The 21,804-nt window shown below is 24.7% G+C and carries 19 protein-coding genes; 15 read left to right on the plus strand and 4 right to left on the minus strand.

The genetic code is table 11. The annotated features are described in order from the left end of the window. The first annotated feature begins 8 nt into the window (after positions 1 to 8). The 4 genes from KYD98_RS05030 (at position 9) to KYD98_RS05045 (ending at position 5,559) form a co-directional block, all read left to right on the plus strand. A complete protein-coding gene (locus KYD98_RS05030; protein WP_219778505.1) occupies positions 9 to 1,259 on the plus strand; it encodes a glycosyltransferase family 2 protein in 1,251 nt (416 codons plus the stop codon). Positions 1,260 to 1,274: 15 nt separating this feature from the next. Beyond that, positions 1,275 to 3,482 carry a cellulose biosynthesis cyclic di-GMP-binding regulatory protein BcsB gene (locus KYD98_RS05035; protein WP_219778506.1) on the plus strand — a complete coding sequence of 736 codons (2,208 nt, stop codon included), beginning with the start codon at positions 1,275 to 1,277 and terminating at the stop codon, positions 3,480 to 3,482. Positions 3,483 to 3,916: 434 nt separating this feature from the next. Then, positions 3,917 to 4,186: an ACT domain-containing protein gene (locus tag KYD98_RS05040; protein ID WP_219778507.1), complete on the plus strand. Its 270-nt coding sequence runs from the start codon at positions 3,917 to 3,919 to the stop codon at positions 4,184 to 4,186. Positions 4,187 to 4,203: 17 nt separating this feature from the next. Next, positions 4,204 to 5,559: a PFL family protein gene (locus tag KYD98_RS05045; RefSeq protein WP_219778508.1), complete on the plus strand. Its 1,356-nt coding sequence runs from the start codon at positions 4,204 to 4,206 to the stop codon at positions 5,557 to 5,559. A gap of 285 nt (positions 5,560 to 5,844) precedes the next feature. Here the strand turns inward: KYD98_RS05045 and KYD98_RS05050 are convergent, their stop codons facing one another. After that, entirely contained in the window at positions 5,845 to 6,459 is a 615-nt protein-coding gene (locus tag KYD98_RS05050; RefSeq protein ID WP_219778509.1) for a YgaN family protein, read from the minus strand. A 491-nt stretch (positions 6,460 to 6,950) separates the two neighbouring features. Between KYD98_RS05050 and KYD98_RS05055 the strand changes: the two genes are divergently transcribed. Both KYD98_RS05055 and KYD98_RS05060 read left to right on the plus strand, forming a co-directional pair. Further along, a complete protein-coding gene (locus KYD98_RS05055) occupies positions 6,951 to 8,939 on the plus strand; it encodes a YgiQ family radical SAM protein (protein WP_219778510.1) in 1,989 nt (662 codons plus the stop codon). Positions 8,940 to 9,280: 341 nt separating this feature from the next. Then, positions 9,281 to 11,287, plus strand: a complete 2,007-nt coding sequence (locus KYD98_RS05060; RefSeq protein ID WP_219778511.1) for a methyl-accepting chemotaxis protein — start codon at positions 9,281 to 9,283, stop codon at positions 11,285 to 11,287. Between the two features lie 147 nt (positions 11,288 to 11,434). On the opposite strand, the gene KYD98_RS05065 is transcribed toward KYD98_RS05060, so the two are convergent. After that, a complete protein-coding gene (locus KYD98_RS05065; RefSeq protein WP_219778512.1) occupies positions 11,435 to 11,641 on the minus strand; it encodes a heavy-metal-associated domain-containing protein in 207 nt (68 codons plus the stop codon). A gap of 180 nt (positions 11,642 to 11,821) precedes the next feature. On the opposite strand from KYD98_RS05065, the gene KYD98_RS05070 reads away from it, so the two are divergent. The 7 genes from KYD98_RS05070 (at position 11,822) to KYD98_RS05100 (ending at position 17,648) form a co-directional block, all read left to right on the plus strand. Beyond that, entirely contained in the window at positions 11,822 to 12,001 is a 180-nt protein-coding gene (locus KYD98_RS05070) for a (2Fe-2S)-binding protein (protein WP_219778513.1), read from the plus strand. A 220-nt stretch (positions 12,002 to 12,221) separates the two neighbouring features. Beyond that, a complete protein-coding gene (locus tag KYD98_RS05075) occupies positions 12,222 to 12,368 on the plus strand; it encodes a hypothetical protein (RefSeq protein WP_219778514.1) in 147 nt (48 codons plus the stop codon). A gap of 194 nt (positions 12,369 to 12,562) precedes the next feature. After that, positions 12,563 to 12,850 carry a hypothetical protein gene (locus KYD98_RS05080; protein ID WP_219778515.1) on the plus strand — a complete coding sequence of 96 codons (288 nt, stop codon included), beginning with the start codon at positions 12,563 to 12,565 and terminating at the stop codon, positions 12,848 to 12,850. 302 nt (positions 12,851 to 13,152) lie between these two features. Next, positions 13,153 to 13,908 carry an exodeoxyribonuclease III gene (locus KYD98_RS05085; protein WP_219778516.1) on the plus strand — a complete coding sequence of 252 codons (756 nt, stop codon included), beginning with the start codon at positions 13,153 to 13,155 and terminating at the stop codon, positions 13,906 to 13,908. A 62-nt stretch (positions 13,909 to 13,970) separates the two neighbouring features. Continuing rightward, on the plus strand, positions 13,971 to 14,312 hold the full coding sequence (locus KYD98_RS05090) for a hypothetical protein (RefSeq protein ID WP_219778517.1): 342 nt from the start codon (positions 13,971 to 13,973) through the stop codon (positions 14,310 to 14,312). Between the two features lie 74 nt (positions 14,313 to 14,386). Next, the gene (locus KYD98_RS05095) at positions 14,387 to 15,499 is read left to right on the plus strand and encodes an alpha/beta fold hydrolase (RefSeq protein ID WP_219778518.1); all 1,113 of its coding nucleotides are present in this window, start codon (positions 14,387 to 14,389) and stop codon (positions 15,497 to 15,499) included. 193 nt (positions 15,500 to 15,692) lie between these two features. Then, positions 15,693 to 17,648, plus strand: coding sequence for a GTP-binding protein (locus tag KYD98_RS05100; protein ID WP_219778519.1), 1,956 nt, complete (start codon positions 15,693 to 15,695; stop codon positions 17,646 to 17,648). A 164-nt stretch (positions 17,649 to 17,812) separates the two neighbouring features. Here KYD98_RS05100 and KYD98_RS18485 read toward each other — a convergent pair whose 3' ends face one another. Beyond that, on the minus strand, positions 17,813 to 18,202 hold the full coding sequence (locus KYD98_RS18485) for a DUF2752 domain-containing protein (RefSeq protein WP_219778520.1): 390 nt from the start codon (positions 18,200 to 18,202) through the stop codon (positions 17,813 to 17,815). A gap of 9 nt (positions 18,203 to 18,211) precedes the next feature. Next, positions 18,212 to 18,556: a DUF4234 domain-containing protein gene (locus KYD98_RS05110; RefSeq protein WP_219778521.1), complete on the minus strand. Its 345-nt coding sequence runs from the start codon at positions 18,554 to 18,556 to the stop codon at positions 18,212 to 18,214. Positions 18,557 to 18,773: 217 nt separating this feature from the next. On the opposite strand from KYD98_RS05110, the gene KYD98_RS05115 reads away from it, so the two are divergent. Next, positions 18,774 to 19,007, plus strand: a complete 234-nt coding sequence (locus tag KYD98_RS05115; protein ID WP_219778522.1) for a TIGR04540 family protein — start codon at positions 18,774 to 18,776, stop codon at positions 19,005 to 19,007. Positions 19,008 to 19,656: 649 nt separating this feature from the next. Continuing rightward, positions 19,657 to 21,783 carry a PAS domain-containing sensor histidine kinase gene (locus tag KYD98_RS05120; RefSeq protein ID WP_219778523.1) on the plus strand — a complete coding sequence of 709 codons (2,127 nt, stop codon included), beginning with the start codon at positions 19,657 to 19,659 and terminating at the stop codon, positions 21,781 to 21,783. Positions 21,784 to 21,804: the final 21 nt, after the last annotated feature.

Raw genomic sequence — 21,804 nt, forward strand, 5'->3', positions numbered from 1 at the left:
AAATAGGAATGAACGTATTTGATTATATGGCAATATATTCACTTAGTGTAATATGGATAATAATTTTTATAAATATTATTTTGGTTATAGCTGGATATGTTTATTATTCTAAAATACATAATAAATATATGAAGAAAACATTAACATATTATCCAACTGTATCGATTATGGTACCTGCACATAATGAAGCAATTGTTATAAGGAAAACAGTAGAATCATTATTAAATTTAGATTATCCACATGATAAATATGAAATTATAATCATTAATGATAATTCTAGTGATAATTCTGCTGAAATATTAAAAAATATTAAAAAAAGTGTTCCAGATAGAAACTTAATAATAATAAATACAGACAATATCATTGGAGGAAAAGGAAAATCAAATGCTCTTAATATTGGTCTTAGTAAAAGTAAAGGAGATATACTTGCAATTTATGATGCAGATAATACTCCAGATTCAAAGGCGTTAAAGTATTTGGTAGAAACATTATTAGAAGATAAAAATTTAGGCGCAGTTATTGGTAAATTCAGATGTAGAAATAAAAATAGAAATTTATTAACTAGGTTCATAAATATAGAGACATTAACATATCAATGGATGGCACAAGCAGGAAGGTGGAATTTATTTAACTTATGTACTATACCAGGAACAAACTTTGTTGTTAGAAGAGATATAATGGAAAGTATGGGTGGATGGGATACAAAGGCTATAACAGAAGATACAGAAGTAAGTTTTAGAATTTATATGATGGGATATAAAATAAAATTTATGCCTCTTGCAGTAACATATGAACAAGAACCAGAAACGTTAAAAGTATGGTTTAAACAACGAAACAGATGGGCAAAAGGCAATACTTATGTTGTTATTAAAAATTTCAAATATTTATTTAAAAATGGTTTTGGAGTTACAAAATTTGATATTTTATATTATACTATGATTTACTTTTTCTTCTTATCAGCTAGTGTTATTTCTGATGGACTATTTATACTAGGTATTGGACAAATAATCCATATAAATATTACTGGCTATGGATTGATATTATGGATTATGGCATATTTAGTATTTAATCTTTCTATAATGATAGCAATATCAACTGAAAAAGGAGAGTTAAACTTTAAAAATATACTTGTTATATCGATAATGTATTTTACTTATTGTAAGTTATGGGCTATTGTTGCAGTTATGGGATTTTATAATTATTTAAAGGACTTATTATTAAAAAAAGAAACAAAGTGGTATAAGACTGAGAGATTCTAATGAGGTGATATAAAAATGAGTAATCATAAAAAAAGACTTTTTTTAATTTTATTGATTATAATTATTATAAATATTATACCTTTAAGAGTAAAAGCAGAAACTATTAAGAATTCAAACAACATAGAAAAAGAATTTAATATTAAAAAATATAATCTTGGTAATGATGTATCTTTTAAAGGGGTATTTTCTAGTCATAGTTGGTATTTTAAGATTAATGAGTGGTGGAATGTGAACTCGGTTTATACAGAAATTAAGTTCTCACTAAATCAATTATTAGATAAAGAAACATATCTATTAATTTCAGTTAATAATAAGCCTTTTTATTCTCAGAAAATATATTATGATAACAAAAGTGAAGTTCAAAATATTAAAGTTAATATTCCTAAAGATATGATTGTTTATGGAAGTAATGAATTAAAGGTTGAAACTTATTCAAGAATTTCAGATTTACCATGTGTAGATGACGTTAATACTGCTAATTGGATTGTTTTAAAAGGTGACTCTAATATAGATGTAAATTTTAATAATATTCTAGCAGATAATAATATATCTAATTTTCCTTATCCATATTTGAAAGAAAATAATGAGGATAGCTCTTCAACATGTATAGTTATACCTAATGATTATACAGATGGTGAATTAAGTGCGGCATTACTTTTAAATTCATATTTTGGAAAAATATATGATAATGGTGATTTTAGAGGGAAGATCTATAAATATGATGATTTTATTGATCAAGGAGTTTATAGTGGAATTTATATTGGAAATTATGAAAATTTACCAAGTGAAATAAGTTTTTTAAGTGATAATAAAGAGAATTGTACTATAAAAACAATAAATTCACCATATATAAATAAGGAAAATATGAAAATGTTATTAATTGTAAGTAATGATGATAATAATTTAATAAAAGCTATTAAAACACTTATGAATAAAGAATTAGTTTATCAACTGGAGAGTGATATTTTTATAGTTGATAAAAGTTTAGAAGAAGAAAATAAAATCTTAGATGAAAGTGAAAAAATAACTTTTAAGGATATGGGATTTAATGAATTAAATTTAAAAGGAGAATTTAGACGAAGTGCTACGTTAAATTATAGTTTACCTAAAAATAGAAAATTAAGTTCTGGAGACAAAATAAAAATTTTTATGAGATATTCTCAAAATTTGGATTTTGATAGAGCTTTAGTGACAATTTACATAAATGAAACGCCTATAGGAAGTAAAAAACTTGAAAAAGAAAAATGTAATAATGATGAATTAGAATTAGTTATACCAGAAGATATTAAAGAAAGTAATTATATGAAATTTAAGATAACATTTGATTTAGAAATTCTTAACTCATATTGTGAAAAAAGACAAGGAGAAATGCCATGGGCATTAGTGAGTAATGAATCTTATTTATATACAGGATTAAATAATGTTACAAATTATTATTTTTCTAATTATGGAAGTCCATTTATTAAAGATAGAATGTATAATGATACATTAGTAATATTACCAGATGATTTAACATCCGAAGATTTAACTGAAATAGGAAAAGTTTTTGGTTATTTAGGAAAAGATCTACATTACAATAATGGAAATTTAAAAGCTATAAGAAATTCAAATTTAAAAGGTGAAGAAAAAGAAAATAATATAATAATTTATGGAACTCCTGAAAAAAATACAATTATAAAGAATTTAAATAATTATTTATGGTTTAAATTTAATGATACATATTCAAAGTTTATATCAAATGAAAAATTGTTTTTAACTGATCCATTTTCAAGTAAAATTTCAGTATTCCAATTAGATGTATCTCCATATAATTCTCAAAAAGCTATGCTTATAATAACTTCTCCAAATGAAAAAATATTGAGAGATTCATTGGAATATTTAAGTTCTTCTAGTAAAATTTATGAATTAAATGGAGATTCTGTAGTTATAGATGAATATGGAAATATAAAAACATATAAGATAAAAAAAGATATTGAACCACCAACTTATAGCAAAGTGGCTGTATTAAAAGAAAAAGATAAAGGGATTTTGATTATTATGGTATTATTTTTAGTCTTTGGATTAATATCAGGTATTTTATATTATTTAAAATACAAATCTTTATCAAAAGGTAATCAATCAGTACAAAATAAAAACAATTCAAATAAAAGAATTATTTTTGAAAAAACAAATGTTTATAAAAAAGGTACTAAAGAAGAAACAACAAAGGATTTTTTCGATTAAAAATTTATAAATGCAAAGAAAAAATAATACTAATAAAAGGACAATTTAAATTTGAAACATTAAATATAAATGAATATAAAAATAACACGAAAAAGAATAGAAAAATAGGTTGAAAAGTTCATATTAAATTGACAAACACTGTTATAAATTATAGAATTAAAGTATTATTTTAGCATATTTATAAATTAAATAGATTATGTTTTTAAATAGTTTTGATATTATAGCATAAGGATGAAGATTTTTATTTTAAAAGTTTTATCTATTGGAGTATCATAGTTTTAATAAAGATTATATTTATTTTGGATAACGATTTCTAATCTTAAGTTGGAAAAATATTTTATACAAAAATAAGAAAGTCTTTTATATTACAATGTTGATATAACTTAAAACATAATCTTAAAATTAATATTAAATTATGAATGGAGAAGATAAGCATGAAAGCAATATTAACAGTAATTGGGGAAGATAAAGTAGGCATAATTTCTGGGGTAAGCACAACGTTAAAAGAATTTGATATTAACATATTGGATGTTAACCAAACTATAATGCAGGGTTTTTTTACAATGATGATGATATTAGATTGTGAAAAAATGAATGCACAATTTGAAGATGTTCATAAAGCATTAACTATTAAAGGGCTTGAACTAGGTGTCGAAGTTAAGATTCAAAGAGAAGAAATTTTTAAATCAATGCATTCATTATAATTATTGGGGGAGAACTTATGAATACTAATAAAATACTTGAAACAATAAAAATGATTGAGGAAGAAAAATTAGATGTAAGAACTATAACAATGGGGATTTCATTATTAGATTGTATAGATCCTGATGGAGAAAAAGCTAGAATTAAAATATATGATAAAATCACAAAATCTGCAGAACATTTAGTAGAAGTAGGAAGACAAATAGAATCAGAATTTGGAATTCCTATTGTTAATAAGAGAGTATCAATAACACCAATGTCTATAATTGCAGGAGCAAGTGGAGATACAAGTTATGTAAAATTTGCTCAAACTTTAGATAGAGCGGCACAAACATTAGGTATAGATTTTTTAGGTGGTTTTTCAGCTTTAGTACAAAAAGGATGTACAAAGGGAGATAAAATTTTAATCAGTTCAATTCCTGAAGCATTGGCTACTACAAAAAAGGTATGTGCATCTGTTAATGTTGGATGTACTAAATCTGGTATAAATATGAATGCAGTTAGAGATATGGGGGAAATTATAAAACAAACTGCAGAACTAACTAAAGATACCAAAGGATTTGGATGTGCTAAATTAGTTGTATTTGCAAATGCGGTTGAAGATAACCCATTTATGGCAGGTGCTTTTCACGGCGTTGGAGAAGCAGAGAAAATTATAAATGTTGGAGTAAGTGGTCCAGGTGTTGTTAAAAGAGCACTTGAAAAAGTTAGAGGAGAATCATTTGATGTTGTAGCTGAAACAATTAAAAAGACTGCTTTTAAGATAACTAGAATGGGTGAGTTAGTAGCTAGAGAAGCCTCAAAAAGGTTAGATGTACCTTTTGGAATAGTAGATTTATCTCTTGCTCCAACACCAGCAGTTGGAGATTCAGTTGCGGAAATTTTAGAAGAAATAGGTCTTGAAACAGTAGGAACTCATGGTACAATAGCAGCTTTAGCAATGCTTAATGATGCAGTTAAAAAAGGTGGAGTAATGGCTTGTAGTCATGTTGGAGGATTAAGTGGAGCATTCATACCAGTTTCAGAAGATGCAGGAATGATAGATGCTGTTGTTAAAGGTTCATTAAATTTAGAAAAATTAGAAGGAATGACGTGTGTATGTTCTGTTGGTCTTGATATGATTGCAATTCCGGGGGATACTCCAGCTTCAACAATTTCAGCTATGATTGCAGATGAAGCTGCAATTGGTGTTATAAATAATAAGACTACGGCAGTAAGAATTATTCCAGCTCCAGGATGTAAAGTTGGAGATATGGTTGAATTTGGTGGACTTTTGGGTACAGCACCTGTAATGAAAGTAAATAGCAATTCATCAGATTTATTTGCAAAAAGAGGTGGGAGAATTCCAGCTCCAATACATTCATTTAAAAACTAAATTGTGTTTTGAAGTTATGTTAATATTATAGTATAAAGTTCATCTATAGAGGACTTTACTTTAAAATATATTCTATATTAAAAGCCAATAATACTATATTAGGGTATTATTGGCTTTATTAGATTTTATAATATTTTGAATGTATCTAGTTGAAAGCATTAATATATAGATAAAATTATAAGATTATTTAAGTAAAATAAGATATTATTAATATGAATATAGCTCCAAGTATTATGGATTTAGAATTAAAATTATAATTAATATTAAATTATAAAGACATTAATTTTACTCTAAAGTGGAATCTTTATCTGAAAATTTACATTTAACTAAATAAACATAATCAAATTCTTTTAAAATTTTAGGATTATCTAAATATTCATTAGTAGAATATATTGACATACTACCATTATCTTTAAATAGGTATGCTTGAAGAATTATTTCTTTATCAATACTAATCTCAACAGGATCTAAAAGCTTAGTGTATCCCTTTGAATATTTTGAATCAGTTTCGAATTGATTATTAGTTTTGAAAGAGTAATTAGCTATATTTTCATCATCAGCAAATGAAAAATTCCATTGATAATTATCTGATGTATTAGTATTTATTGATATCTTCCCAGTGGGATTCTTTAATGAAAAACATGAATAATTATTTAAATTTAATTTCTCACCATTATTATATCCTTCAATCCAGATTGATAAGGTTTTTATTTTTTTATCAATATTAAAATTAAAAATAGCGTATTGACTTTGTCCAGAGATAAGTTTAGCAATTGTCTCTTCGTTTTTACTTAAAGCATAAGGAGCTAGTTGGTTTGATAAAAACATAGTATTTTTGTTACAAGAAATAAAAACACAGCTAATTAACAAAGAAAGAATTAAAATAGTTATTTTTCTCATAAGGTTCTCCTTTTATTTTGATAGATACTATTTATAATAATTATTTTTATATATAGATATGTTTTAAAACAGTGGCGATATTATACTATAAAGCTCATGGACATAGGAATTTACTTAAAGAACTCTAAAATAAAGTTTAGTTCAATTAATGCATGCTCCCAATCAAAGATTGTTGACAAGCAATTAACTGTACAAATCTTCATTAAGAGTTCTAAAAAGCAAATTCTAATGCCAGTTCGCCCTTATACTAAAATATCAACATTCACTTAAAACATAGCGTTATATATAGAAAATAATATCTTAAATATATAAGTTTATTATACCAATAATAGTACTTTATTTCCATAAAATAGAAAAGGGTATTCATAAGGGTTAAAAGCATTTTTTATTAATAAACGTATAGAACGGATAAATCTTGACGGCATTACTTAAAGAATATAAACTAGTATGAGGATTATGAAACTTAAAGATAAGATTAAGTAGGTGAAAGAATGGAAACAACAGAAAAAAAATTTTTACCAATAAGTAAGAAGGATATGAAAGAAAGAGGCTGGGATGAATTAGATTTTATAATTGTAACGGCTGATGCATATATAGATCATCATAGTTTTGGTACTGCTATTATATCAAGAGTATTAGAACATGAAGGATATAAAGTAGGAGTAATAGCGCAACCAGATTGGAAGACACTTTATGATTTTCAAAGACTAGGAAGACCTAAATATGGTTTTTTAGTTAATGCAGGAAATATGGACTCAATGGTTAATCATTATACCGTAAGTAAAAAACTTAGAGAAAAGGACTTTTATTCTCCAGGTGGAAAGATGGGATTAAGACCAGATAGAGCAACTATAGTTTATTGTAATAAAATAAGAGAAGCGTATAAAGATATTGATATAGTAATTGGTGGAATCGAAGCGAGTCTTAGAAGGTTTGCACATTATGATTATTGGAGTGATAAGGTTAGAAAATCTATGCTTATAGATAGTGGAGCAGATTTGCTTATATATGGCATGGGAGAAAAGCAAGTTGTTGAAGTTGCTGAAAGCTTGAAAAATGGTGTAAGAGCAAAAGATATTACATATTTAAATGGTACTTGTTATGTCACTGAAACTTTAGAAAATTTACAAGACTACATTGAAATACCTTCTTATAAAGACGTGTGTGCGGACAAGAAGAAATATGCTGAAGCAAGTAAAGTTCAATATCTAGAACAAGATCCTGTAAGGGGAAAAATTATTGTACAAAAACATGCCAACAAATATTTAGTTCAAAATAAACCACAGCTCCCATTAAATAGAAAAGAACTAGATGAAGTTTATGATTTGCCTTATATGAAAAATTATCATCCTATTTATAAAGGATTAGGAGGAATTGCAGCAATTGAAGAGGTTAAATTTAGTACAGTAAGTTCAAGGGGATGCTTTGGAAACTGTAATTTTTGTGCTATAACTTTTCATCAAGGAAGGATTGTCCAAAGTAGAAGCAAGGAATCAATATTAAAAGAGGTAGAGGAAATAACTAATCTTCAAGATTTTAAAGGATATATACATGATGTTGGTGGGCCGACAGCTAATTTTAGAAAACCAGCTTGTAGCAATCAATTAGCATTTGGAGCTTGTAAGGCAAAAGAATGTTTATACCCATCTCCATGTGAAAATATGGAAGTAGATCATAGTGAATATTTAGATCTACTAAGGTCTATAAGAAAAATTCCTAAAGTTAAAAAAGCATTTGTACGTTCAGGACTTAGATATGATTATATAATGGCTGACAAAGATGATACATTTTTCAAGGAGTTAGTGGAGCATCATGTAAGTGGAAAATTAAAAGTTGCACCAGAACATGTATCTAAAGAAGCTTTAAAGTATATGGGGAAGCCATCAGGGGAAACTTATGATAAATTTACAGAAAAATTTTATAAAATAACTAAAAAGTTAGGTAAAAAGCAATTTATAGTTCCGTATCTTATGTCTAGTCATCCAGGGAGTACATTAAAAAGTGCAATAGAGCTTGCTGAATATTTAAGGGATATAAATTATCAACCAGAACAAGTTCAAGATTTTTATCCTACACCAGGGACTTTGGCTACTACCATGTATTATACTGGATTAGATCCTTTAACAATGAAAGAAGTATATGTACCAAAAACTAAACATGAAAAGGCAATGCAAAGAGCGCTTCTTCAGTATAAAAATCCTAAGTACTATACATTGGTATATGAAGCATTAACAGAGTCAAATAGGACAGATTTAATTGGAAATGGTCCTAAGTGTCTTATAGTTGATAAATATAAGACTAATAAATCACAATATAATAAAAATCAAGGTGTTAGAAACAAATCTTCTAAAAGCAATGATAATGGCAATAAAAAGTATGTAAAGAAAGACAAGTCGTATAGTAATTTAAAAGAGAAAAGTAAAAATAATAAAAAACAAAAAGATAAGTCATTAAAGAATAAAACAAAAAGGCGAAAATAACTGATATTTATATTAAGATAACTTTATTACATTATATTAACTTTATGTAATAAAGTTATTTTTTATATATAAATATAGAATATAATTATGTATAATATAGTTATAAATACAAAAATAGGTAACCGATTGCATATTGCTAAATAATGGGATAAATTAAAGTTTTAAATTTTTTATTACATATATTTTAAGAAGTAGATAATTAAAAAGTTATTTTGGTTATTTTTTATAAGTTTCTAACTATGCTGGCAAGCTATGTTATTTATAAATATTTTAAGATTTATATTAATAAACAAACTTTATTAGAACTTATATATTAGTTATTTTAATTTAAGGGGGTAAATATGAAAAAAAGTAAAAGTATAAAAATGAATTTAATTAAAAATTTATCGTTAGGATTTGTGCTTATATTTGGAATTGCATTTTTAGGAACTTTTCTAGTAGTTCAAAAGAATTTAACCCAAATAAAAGAAGAAAGTATGATAAGGATTATGAATGATGCGGCCACTATCATTCAACAAAAATTAAACACTAAACTTGTTATGGCACGTTCAGTAGCATCGGATAGTACAGTTTCTGATATGAACTTAACATTAGATCAGAAAAGTGAAGTTTTAAATAAATATCTTGGAAGCTTAAATATAAGATCTATAGGAATAGCTACAATTGATGGACAATTGGTTACAACAGACAATTATTCAGAAAATATATTTAATAGGGATTATTTTAAAAAAGCTATGAATAATGAAACATATATAAGTTCTCCATCATTTGTCAAAGGAACAAATGAACAAATAATTTTTGTTGCTGTCCCTTTAAAAAATGGACAAGATATAGTAGGTGTTTTGACATGTACATTTGAAAGTAATTTTTTATCAATGGACTTAAACAATTTAAAATATTTTAAAATGACAGGCAATTCTTATATTCTAGACAAAAATGGAACTATAATTGCTTCAGAAAAATTAGAGGATGTACACAATCAAAAAAATATATTAAAAGAATCAAAGAAAAATGAAGATTTAAAAGAATTAGCATCAATACATCAAAAGATGATTACTGGAGAAACACAAGTAGAAAATTTTAAAGATGGAGAAGAAAAGTATATTGCATACACTCAATTGCCTGGAACAGAAGGTTGGTCAATAGCATTAGAAGTAAGTGCTAATGATGTAAACAAAGAAAAAGATGTAATTATAACATTATTTATTATAGTATCAATAGTAGGAATAAGTTTACTTATATGTATAATATTTATGATAGGTGAATTACTAGGTAGAAGACTTAAAAAACTAAAGGGGAATATAGAGATATTATCAAATGGTATATTTAATCAGACAATAGATTCAAAAGAACTTAGTAGAAATGATGAAATTGGAGATATCAATAGATCCTTAAGTAAAACTAGAGAATCTATAAGGAATATGATTAAGCAGGTAAAAGATGACGTTATAGTTTTAAATAATCAATCACAATTATTAGAAAATACTTCTACTCAAATAACATATGGAGCTAAAAATATTTCTATTGCTATGCATGAATCAGCAAAAGCGAATACAAATCAATCAGGTGAAATATTAAAAATAAATGATGAAATGAGAGAGTTTGGAGAAAATATAGATTATATGAATAATCATATTGAAAATGTTGCTGAAATGTCTTATAACATAGAATCACAATTAGTTAAAAGCAGTGAAAATATGCATGAGTTAAATAGTTCATTAGACAATTTTGATAGTAGTTTTAATAATTTTAATAACGATATTACTAATATGAATGGCAAAATAGCATCTATTGAAAAGATTACTACAACAATTAATTTAATAGCAGAACAAACTAATTTATTAGCCTTAAATGCAGCCATTGAGGCTGCAAGAGCAGGAGAGGCAGGTAATGGATTTAGTGTTGTTGCAGATGAAATAAGAAAACTTGCAGAACAAAGTAAGGAATCAGTAAATGAAATTGGTATAATAGTTAAAAATGTTCTTAATGAATGTAAAAATATTATTTGTTCAACTAATGATATAAATTTAGAGGTTTCTAATCAAAAAGATAAAATTAATAATACAATAAAATCATTCAATAGCATTTTAAATCTTTTAAGAGAAGTTACACCTAAAATTCAACAAATATCAGAAATATCTAGTAATAACAATACTAAAAAAGATCATATTTTAGAAGTAATACAATCTGTTACAGCTATATCACAACAATTAGTTGCTAGTACTGAAGAAGTAGATGCAACAGCAGAAGAATTTAATGTATCTAGCAAAGATATTAATACAGTTTCAGAAAAGTTAATAGAACTAATAGAAGAGTTAAATAAAGAAGTAAATAAATTTAGTATATAATAAAAAGCTGCTTTAGTTTGGTATAAAATCAAGCAAGAGCAGCTTTTATTATATTCCAATAAGATTTTTATTATTGAAATTTTAAAAGTCAGGTGTTAAAAATTTATAGCTTTAAAGTTAGTTTGAAGAATTATATATAATAAAATTTTAATATTGAATAGTATTTCCTGTACTTTCGATACAGTTTTTAATTTGCTCAGAGGTAGCGGGATTATTGTAAGCTACTTCAATACTACTACGTCCAAGGTCAACACAAACTTTATTTACTCCTTCAATATTTTCAAGTGCATTTTTTACTTGAGTTTTAATATTTTCATTACCTAAGCCATTAACAATATAATGATCTCTTTCCATATAGAATATCTCCCTTCATAAAAACTATAAATATAGTATGTTCAAAATGAAAGAATATATTTAAATTTTATTAGATATATAAGTTTTTATTTAATAACTATAATTTTTTATATAGATGTATCAAAATATTAAAAATATCAAATAATAAGATTTATAAAAGTAAATAAAGGAGGAGTATATATGAATAAAGATGATGTTATTTGTACATGTTTTAATGTTACTCTTAAAGATGTAGAGGATGCTATAAAAAATGGAGCTAAATCATTTGATGAAGTTCAAGAGGCTACTAATATTGGTACTGGATGTGGAGCTTGTTTAGAAAATGCAGAAGAGATAGTAAATAATTTATTATCTAAGTAGAACTTTAAATATAATATTATAGAAACTTTTATTTTAAAGAGATTATCTCAAAAACATATTTATATATTTGAGGTAATCTCTTTAAATAATATAAAAATATCTATTTGTTTTTAGTATTTATAATGATTATAATATCATTTATATTGAATAATTGATATAACAAATAAAATATGGTATAATTTTCAAAAATATATACGTTATTAAGAAAAGGAATATAGAAATGATAAAAACAGTTATTATACTAATAGTCATTATAACAATAATTTTTATATTATCATTAAGTAAAACTTTTAGTAGAGCTGATAAAAATGCTGAACATATTTTTAAAGATTATAAAGATGACAAAGATAATATAGAAAATTTATAATATATGCTTATAAAACTAGATAATGTTAATTAAAAATATAATTTTCCATAAAAATTATAAATGTATTAACTTAATTATAACATATATAATTAAAATGCTTATAAAAATATAAAAAATAATTCATAAATATTAGAAAATATGGAAAAATATAATAATTTTCTATATAATTATTATATAGAAAGGGGATGAAAACTATGAAGGTTGAATTTTGTGTCGCAGAGACTGGAGACATTGTATTTACAAAACAATCTAAAGATTTACAACATATACTTGGTGTAATTACTCAAATTGGGACAGAAATTAGTCTATCTTTTAGTAAAGACGATTTCATCCATGGATATGTTGAAAATACAATGTATCAAGTTAATGCAGAAGAAAATGATGAAAGTTTGAGAATATATATTTCAAATGATTATAATTTGTATAAAAGTAAAAAAAGAATTTCACCTGAACATCTTAGCGCAGTAAAACTAAATGATTAATATCATATAATAACAAAGATAAAAGGACTCTAAAAAAATTAGAGTTCTTTTATTTTGGGTAATAAATTTTTCCTATAAGTTAATTTTTATGGTATTATATCTATATTGATTATTATATTAATAAGGCATAATCAAAAAACAATAAGTCTATTTGCTCGCGTATTTTTTATCATGCTGGCTTTTCAAATTGATCTAATAGGTACACTATGAGGACAATTCATATCTTTGCCTGATGAAAAATATACATTGCAACTTTTGACTTGTTATTTATTTTCATGTGCCGAAAGTAAAGGAGATAACATATGAAGAAGTTAATTTCATGGAATGTGAATGGATTAAGAGCTTGTGTGAAAAAAGGCTTTTTAGATGTTTTAAAAGAAAATGATGCTGATATATTTTGTATTCAAGAAAGTAAGCTTCAAGAAGGACAAATAGACTTACAGTTAGATGGATATTATGATTATTGGAATTATGCAGAGAAAAAAGGATATTCAGGTACTGCAATTTTTGCTAAAGAAAAGGCTTTAGATGTAAAATTAGGAATTGGAATAGAAGAACATGATAAAGAAGGAAGAGTAATAACATTAGAATATGAAGATTTTTATATAGTTAATGTTTATACTCCAAATTCTCAACAAAAATTAGCTAGAATTGATTATAGAATGAAATGGGAAGAGGCATTTAGAGAATATTTAAAAGAATTAGAGAAGAGAAAACCAGTAATATTATGTGGAGATCTAAACGTAGCACATAATGAAATAGATTTAAAAAATCCTAAGAGTAATAGAAAAAATGCAGGATTTAGTGATCAAGAAAGGGAAAAAATAAGTAAGCTTTTGGAGTCTGGATTTATAGATACATATAGATACTTTTATCCAGATAAAGAAGGGGTATACTCTTGGTGGTCGTATAGATTTAATGCAAGAGAAAATAATGCTGGATGGAGAATAGATTATTTTTTAGTGTCTAAGAAATTAGAAAATAGATTAGTATCTGCAACTATACATACGGAAATAATGGGATCAGATCATTGTCCAGTTGAATTAGTGATTAAATAAATAGTTTTAAGTAAAACTATCGATATATTTTTAACACATAGAAAAAGGAGAAAAAAACAATTATGAAAGAACTTTTTAGAATAAAGGATTTAGTATTTTATGAAGAAGAATTTCTAGATGACATACAGGAATTTGAAGATTTATTACCTATAATAAATGAATTGAGTTCTTCTTTAAATTACGAAAAAATAGAAATAGCAGGTTCTAATGAATGTTGTGAAGACACTAAAGAAAATTATTTTATTGAAATACATGGGTATATAAATGCAGAAGATGAGTTTATTACCAAGGAAGAATTAGAAAAAATACCTGTAGTAATTGAAAATTTAAAATTAGATTTGTTTGTTATAAGGATTTATAAATGTACTGCATGTAACAAGTGGATTATAGATATATTAGAATAGAGAATATATAATATAAGGTGAAAATTTACTTTGTTATATTTTTATAGTACAAAGGAAAAATAGGGGGATATTATATGAAAATAAATAGTAAAAGATTTAAATTACAGATAAAAAGTTTAATACTTTTAATTATCTTCTGCTTACAACTTATATGTATGTCTAATAAATTAACAATTCCAGCTTATTCAGCAGAAAATGAGAAGGTAGAGTTTAGTAAAATATTTATATCAGAAGATGAATATGAAAAAGATATGAAGGAAGTAGTAGAACCTTATCTAAATGATAAAAGAGAAGAAGGATATTTCGAGATAGATGAAACTACAAAATTATATTATCAAAAATACAAAGTAGATAATTCAAAGGCAACGATTGTTATAAATCATGGGTTTGGGGAGTCTTTAGAAAAATATAGAGAAATTATTTATTATTTTTTAAATGAAGGTTATTCTGTATATGGATTTGAGGATAGAGGTCATGGAAGATCAGGATCATTAGGTATAGCAGACAAAACTCAAATAAATATAGAAGATTTTAATTATTATGTTTCAGATTTAAAAAAATTTTTAGATGATATTGTTAAACCTGAAGCTAAGCAAGAAAAATTGTTTTTATTTGCTCACTCAATGGGAGGAGCTATTGGAAGTAAATTTTTAGAAGAATATCCAGGTTATTTTGATATAGCAATATTAAATGCACCAATGCTAGAAATAAACACAGGAAATGTTCCAGAATTTATAGCTAAATCTGTTTCATGGATATATACAACATTTTCTTTGGGAAATAAGTATGCAGTAACTCAAGGGGCATATAGTTCAGAAAATAATTTAGAAAAATCTTGTACAAGCTCCAATGCTAGATATCAATATTATTATAATATTGTATCTAAAAATAAAGATTTTCAAAGAGGTGGAGCTTCTTACAATTGGCTTAGAACATCATTAAATGCTACGAAAGAAATAATAGAACAAGAAAATGCATCTAAAGTAGAAATACCAGTACTATTATTTCAGGCTGAAAAGGACACATATGTAAAGCCAAGAGGGCAAAACGTATTTGCTCAAAATGCAAAAGATTGTAAAACAATATTAAGTGTTGGATCAAAACATGAAATATATAGAGAAAAGGATAGTGTTTTAAAATCTTATTTAAATCAAGTTTTTAACTTTTATAATGATAATTTAAATTAAAAATATAACAATATTAAAACTAATCGTATATAATAAAATGGACTATTTTAAAGTTTTTTTGAAATAGTTCATTTTATTTTGTAAATAAGAGTGTTATGCTTTAATATAAAAATCAAATAGAAAAATTATAAAGATATTAAATTATTTATACGAAATAGAAGTTTTTTTATTAAGATTTAGGAGAGAGTAAATAATGAAAAAGACAATAGGTATTTTAGCTCATGTAGATGCTGGAAAAACAACATTTGCAGAACAAGTATTATATCATACAGAGAGTATTAGACAAAGAGGAAGAGTTGATCATAAAAATGCTTTTTTAGATAGTCATCAGATAGAGAAAGATAGAGGAATTACTGTATTTTCTGATCAAGCAATATTTAATTATAATAATTCAACATATTATCTTATAGATACACCAGGACATGTAGATTTTTCTACTGAAATGGAAAGAGCAATAGAAGTAATGGATTATGCAGTAGTTATAATAAGTGCAGTTGAAGGTGTTCAAGCACATACTGAAACCGTTTGGGAACTTCTTAGAAAGTATAAAGTGCCTACATTCTTCTTTATAAATAAAATTGATAGAGAAGGGGCAAGTGTAGAAAAGATTTTAAGAGATATTTCATTAAAATTAACCAAATCTAGTTGTTATATTGATGAATCATTTTCTAAAGATAATATGAGTAGTGAACTAATAGAGTTTATTGCAGAACGGGATGAAATACTATTAGATAAATATGTAGAAAATAATTTTGACATTGATTCATGGATTAACTCAATGAAAAGACAAATTAAAAATAATGAAATGTTCCCTTGTTTTTCTGGATCTGCTCTTAAAGATATAGGAATAAAAGAGTTTATAAATAAATTAGATTTATTAACTTATACCAACTATGATGAGAAGCAAAATTTTTTAGGAAGAATATACAAGATAAGATATGATGAAAAAGGTGAAAAAGTAACTTATATAAAGGCATTATCTGGAGGTATAAAAGTTAAAGAGAATTTATTACGTTATTTTGATGATGAGGAGAGGAATGAAAAGATTAATCAAATAAGAATATACAATGGAGATAAGTTTATCTTACAGGAGGAAGCTTTTGCAGGAGATATTTTTGGAGTAACTGGATTAACTAAATTTAAGGTGGGTGATGGTTTAGGAGGATTGCAGAAAAAAATTGACTATAAAATAGTATCTACATTAAAAGCAAAGGTTATATTTGATGATGCACTTAATAAAAAAGAGATTTTATCCTGTTTTCAGATACTAGAAGAAGAGGATCCAGGATTAAATGTAAGTTTAGATGAAGATTTGCAAACAATAAATGTAAATATAATGGGTAAAATTCAATTAGAAGTTTTAAAGGATATAATAAAAGAAAGGTTTAAATTTGATATTGAATTTGGAGAATGTGAAGTTTTATATAAAGAGACAATTTCAAATGTTGTTAATGGGTATGGACATTTTGAACCTTTAAAACATTATGCAGAAGTAATTTTAAAAATAGAACCTGGTGAAAAAAACAGTGGTATAACTTTTAAAAATGAATGTCATGTGGATAATTTAACTATATCATATCAAAATCTTATTAAGTCACATATATTTGAAAAAGAACATAAAGGGATTTTGACAGGTTCTAAATTGACTGATTTAAAAATCACTTTAATAAATGGAAGGGCTCATCTAAAGCATACAAGTGGTGGAGATTTTAGAGAAGCTACTTATAGAGCATTAAGGCATGGATTAGAACAAGCAAATAACATATTATTAGAACCATTTTATAGATTTAAGATAACTGCTTCAACAGAATATATAGGTAAAATTTTATCTGATATTCAAAGATTAAATGGCACATTTGAAACTCCTGAGCTATTAGATGATAAAAATATAATAAAAGGAAAAGGACCAGTATCAACATTTATGAATTATCCACTAGAGTTAATAGCATTTACACATGGATTAGGAAATATTAATTTAATCTTTGATGGATATTATATTTGTCATAATAGTGAAGAAATAATAAACAAGATAGCATATAACAAAAATTCTGATAGGGAGTATACATCAAGTTCAATATTTTGCTCAAAAGGTCAAGGTTATATAGTAGAGTGGAAAGATGTTAAACAACATATGCATTCTTTAAAATGATGATATAATAATTTGTTTTAGAGTTTTTTAAAGTAAAGTTCTCTCTCAATGAGCTTATACTAGAATATTAACTTTTTTAAAACATAGTTTAAAATAAAAAAAGCAATATTTTTTAGAATTAAAAATCTAAAAATATTGCTTTAAAATCTTATGTATACTACTTTTTATTTGAATAATGATAATATTTTAAATAAAATAGAATCATTATTTATGTTCATTGGTGGTGTATTGGGAAATAATAAATATAATCGTATTATCCATACACTTATAAAAATTGCACTGAGTATATAAATAAACTTTTTTGAATATTTAGTACAAAACATTGGAAATAATAACACCAAAGGAAATAATGGGTGGAAATAAAAAGCTTTATTTAAATCTCCTTTTATTAAATACTTAAATGCTCTTGTAATACCACATGTAGGACAGGGTATACCAATGTAGTTATAAAATATGCAAGTAGGTTTATTTGTATATTTACTTATCAGTATAACAATAATTCCAATAAGAATCATAATAAAAAAATTTTTAAAATAGATTTTAAAAGTGTCCATTAATATGTTTTATGCATCTGGTAAAAGTTTATTAAAATCACTTTGAATAATCCATACAGGAATAATGCTAAATCCAAATAAACTAATAATTAAGTATATAAGACTATTATCAGTAGCTAAAATTCCAGCACGTTGTTGTATATCATATATTCTTTTACCCATTTTATAATTCCAGTATATAAAGTAAAGTCCACATGTTATTATTCCAAGAATTACTTCAGTTACACCAGATTGTTGTTCTTGTAAGTATTCAGATGTTTCATTACTTAAAAATGCCATCCAAAATAAACTGTAAATACCACAAGTGATAAAAGATAGAAGTATTGATATTCCTACACTTCGTTTTTTAATCATAAAAAAATCCCCCTAAATTTAATAAAAATCAATTAAAATTATATGATAAAATCATGGAAATTTCAAATAAAATTAGATAAATAAATAATTATTTTTAAATTTTTCATATTAAATTTTTAAATTTTAACGTATACAAGACTTTTAGTATATGAAAATATATTATATTATTATATAATACAATATGAAATATTTTTTAAATTAGTATGGAGGAAAACAAATGAGAGCTGTTTATAAAAATCCAGGAGAATTAGCAACTTGTTTAAAGGATCTTGTAGATACATACTTAGAGGAACTTATATCTTATGATAATTTTGAAAGCAAAGTATCTAAAATAATTAAAGCAAATGGCGATAGCGTGTATAAAAATGGACATATGCCTGTAAAGTTAGCTAATATATTAGGAGATGAAAGAGTAGAGATTATTAACAAAATCTTTGAAGATATGAAATAATCTTAATTTTAATATATTTAGCAAAATGAAAATTTAATAATATAAATTAAAGTATAAACTATCTTAAAATAATTAAAATATTATTCTAAGATAGTTTTTTTATTCTTTAGACCAGTTATACAAAAAAATAATTTTAAAAATTTTTATTTTTTTGTATAACTGGTCTCGTATTTTCAAATACGAGGAAATTATATTTTTAAAAATATGTGGTTAACTTAGAGTATATTATTGCTTAAAGATTAAGAAATAAAACCTAAAGAATAAAAAATAATCATATGCCGCACCAGTATTCCTGCACTACGTTTGGAAAGGGTGCATGGCTAAAAAAATCGACGCTCCACAGTCGCTTAGCGATTTTTTTATTTTTTATAAAGAAAAATTTGATAAAGATAAATAAAATATTACGAAATTCGCTAATATTTTATCTGAAAGTTTATTATTGATATTTTTTTTATTAAATTAAATATAATATATATAAAAATTGTAATATTATGTTGTATTGTAAAAATAAATATTATATACTTAATTAAAGGTATAAATAGTTTATTTTTCAAAATATATTTTAAAATATAGCTAAAAATGGAGAAATTTATATAACATAAAAACTTCTTTAAGTTAAGAAGCAGCTATTTAGTGGGGGAATAAAATTATGGAAAATAAAATAATTAATAAGGATAAATATTATAGCTTAGAAGATTTAGAAATGTTGTTAGATAATATACCATATAAAGTATGGATTAAAGGTGAAGATGGAAAATTTAAGTATGTTAATAAAGCTTTTGAAAATATATTATCTGTGAATAAAGAAGATATTATAAATATGAAAAGTTCTGAATGTTTTTCAAAGGAAATAAATGATTATTTAGAAAAAAGAGATATGGAAATTTTGAATAGTAAAACAGGAATATTGATAGAAGAAAATATAATTTTTAAAGGTGAGAATAGATGCTTTGAGACATACTTTTCTAAACTTTGTAAAAAAAATAAAAATTCTATTATGGGAATTTCTAGAGAAGTAACTTTAGATAAGAATATGATGTATGAAATTGGGAAAAATACATCCAATTTATTAAATTGTAACTATAATAAAAAAGAAGATGATTTTGAACATGACAAAGGGTTAAATAAAATAATTAATGATTTAAAAAAGAGATTAGAATGTGATGGGATTTCAGTATTTTTGAAAGATAAAAATTTAAATAAATTAACATTAACATTAAAATGTGGTACTGCTATGATTATAGAAGATAAATATACATTATATATAGATGAAAAAGTGAAGCAAGAGTTAATTTCAACAGATATATATAGTAAAGCAAGAAATATTAGAGAAAGTGACAGTTTTTTAGAATGGGAAAAATCTAATAAATTTAAATATGATGATAGTTATTATGGGTATATAAGAGTTTATCCTATAAAATATGAAAATGAATTATTAGGAGTGCTAAATATATTTTATAATGATGAAAATATACCTAAATATAAACAAGACGATTTTATTAAGTTTACATGTGAAAAATTTGGAATGATAATAAAAAATAGAATGCTTTCCAAAGCATTAAAAAAAGAACTAGATAAACGTAAAAAAAGTGAAAAAGAATTAAAAGCATTTTTAGAGATAGCAACAGATTTATGGGGGATTTTAGGTATAGATCAGAAATTTAAAAATGTATCTCAAAATTGTATAGAGGCACTTGGATGGAGTAAAGAAGAATTATTAAATATGAATGCTTTTAATATAGTACATCCAGAGGATAGAGAAAGAGCAATAAAATTAATAGACTATTCAAATGAATGTGGAAAAGGGGAATATCTAACTGTTAGAGTTTTATGCAAAAATGGAGAATATAAGTTATTTGAATGGAATTGGAGCTGCATAGAAAAAGAAAAATTAGTTTATATAGTTGGAAAAGATATAAATCATCAAAAAATATTAGAGAAAGAGAAAAAAAAATTAGAAAAGGCTATAGAATTAGAAAATTTTAAAAATGATTTTTTTGCAAATGTATCACATGAATTTAAAACACCATTAAATATAATTTTAGCTACAGTTCAATTAATGAACTCTAAAGATGCAAATACAATTGATAATAAATATATTAGTGTTCCTAATAAATATATCAATGGAATTAAACAAAATGCATATAGATTATTAAGACTTGTAAATAATTTAATAGATATTACAAAAATTGATGGAGGATATTATACTTTAAATTTAGAAAATTATAATATAGTTACTTTAATTGAAGACATAATATCATCTGTTACAGAATATATTGGAGGAAAAGGACGAAAGATAGTTTTTGATACTAATGATGAGGAAGTTATACTTGCTATAGATCCAGATAAATTTGAAACTATAATTTTAAATTTATTATCAAATTCAATAAAATATACAGATACTAATGGAATTATAGAAGTAAATTTAAAAGTTAATAGAGAAGAGCAAAAAATTATTGTAAGTGTAAAAGATGATGGGATAGGAATACCAGAAAAAAATCTTGAAACAATTTTTGAACGTTTTAAACAATCAGAAAATATATTTACTAGAAGATGTGAAGGAAGTGGAATAGGATTAGCTTTAGTGAAATCATTAGTAGAAATGCACGGTGGTACAATTATAGCAAAAAATAATGAAACTAAAGGAGCAGAAATTATATTTGATATACCAATTAAATTAATTGAATTACTTGAAAAAAATAATATATCAAATAGACTTTTAGAAGCTAAAATAGAAAGATGCAATGTAGAGTTTTCAGACATATATTCATTATAATATGTTAAATTATAGATGAAA

Origin of the sequence: Clostridium weizhouense (assembly GCF_019431045.1) — a bacterium.
Lineage (GTDB): Bacteria > Bacillota > Clostridia > Clostridiales > Clostridiaceae > Clostridium > Clostridium weizhouense.